The organism is Blautia sp. CAG:237 (assembly GCF_000436615.1).
Lineage (GTDB): Bacteria > Bacillota > Clostridia > Lachnospirales > Lachnospiraceae > Blautia_A > Blautia_A intestinihominis.
This window is the reverse complement of the sequence record NZ_FR886660.1, coordinates 1-772: the sequence shown is the minus strand read 5'-3', so window position 1 is coordinate 772 and position 772 is coordinate 1. Positions and strand designations below refer to the sequence as shown.

At 43.8% G+C, this 772-nt stretch carries 1 protein-coding gene; it reads left to right on the top strand.

Going from position 1 to position 772, the window contains the following annotated elements; genetic code table 11:
* Positions 1–53: 53 nt before the first annotated feature.
* The coding region (locus tag QZL69_RS00865; protein WP_291517650.1) for a GH25 family lysozyme at positions 54–772 on the top strand (719 nt) is incomplete at its 3' end.

The window sequence follows — 772 nt, the reverse complement described above, 5'->3', positions numbered from 1 at the left end:
CAGATACAAGTTTTGAACATAATTATAAGGGATGCAGGGCGAATAAGATTGCTGTGGGTGGATACAAATACAGTTATGCTCTGACAGAAGCGCAGGCATTAAAAGAAGCAGAAGAAACACTCGCAGTCCTTGACGGGCGCGAACTGGATCTTCCGGTATTCTATGATCTGGAATGGGAGAAACAGAGAAAACTTGGAAAAGAGGCAGTCGAGAAGATTGCGGTGGCTTTTCTGGATCATATCAAAAAAGCAGGATACAGGGTCGGAATTTATTGTAATGTAGACTGGTATCAGAATGTTCTGAGTACAAAATTGAAATCCTATGACTTGTGGCTTGCCAGATACCCGGCAAATGATGATGGAACTGTGCAGACACGCCTTAAGCCGGAGCAGGGAATCGGCTGGCAGTATTCCAGCAAGGGAAAAGTTGCCGGGATCAGCGGAAACGTGGATATGGATCTGTTTTACAAAGATTATAAAGAAAAAGCAGAAGAGAAGAAAAAAACTACAGGAAATAAGTTGGAGAAACACATAAAACTTGGAAATTATTATGCCAACTATGGCGGTAAGAAACCGTATCTGGAAAAAAAGAGCAATGCATATCTGGATGATTTTACCAGAAATGCCGGCAGCAAAAACTATACGAAATTTGCCCGTGATGTCAATAACTGGGGACAGCCTGGATGCCAGGGGCAGCCGTGGTGTGCAGTTTATCAGTTCTGGAAACTGGTCAAAATATTTGGCCTGGCGAGGGCACTGCAGATCATGGGTGG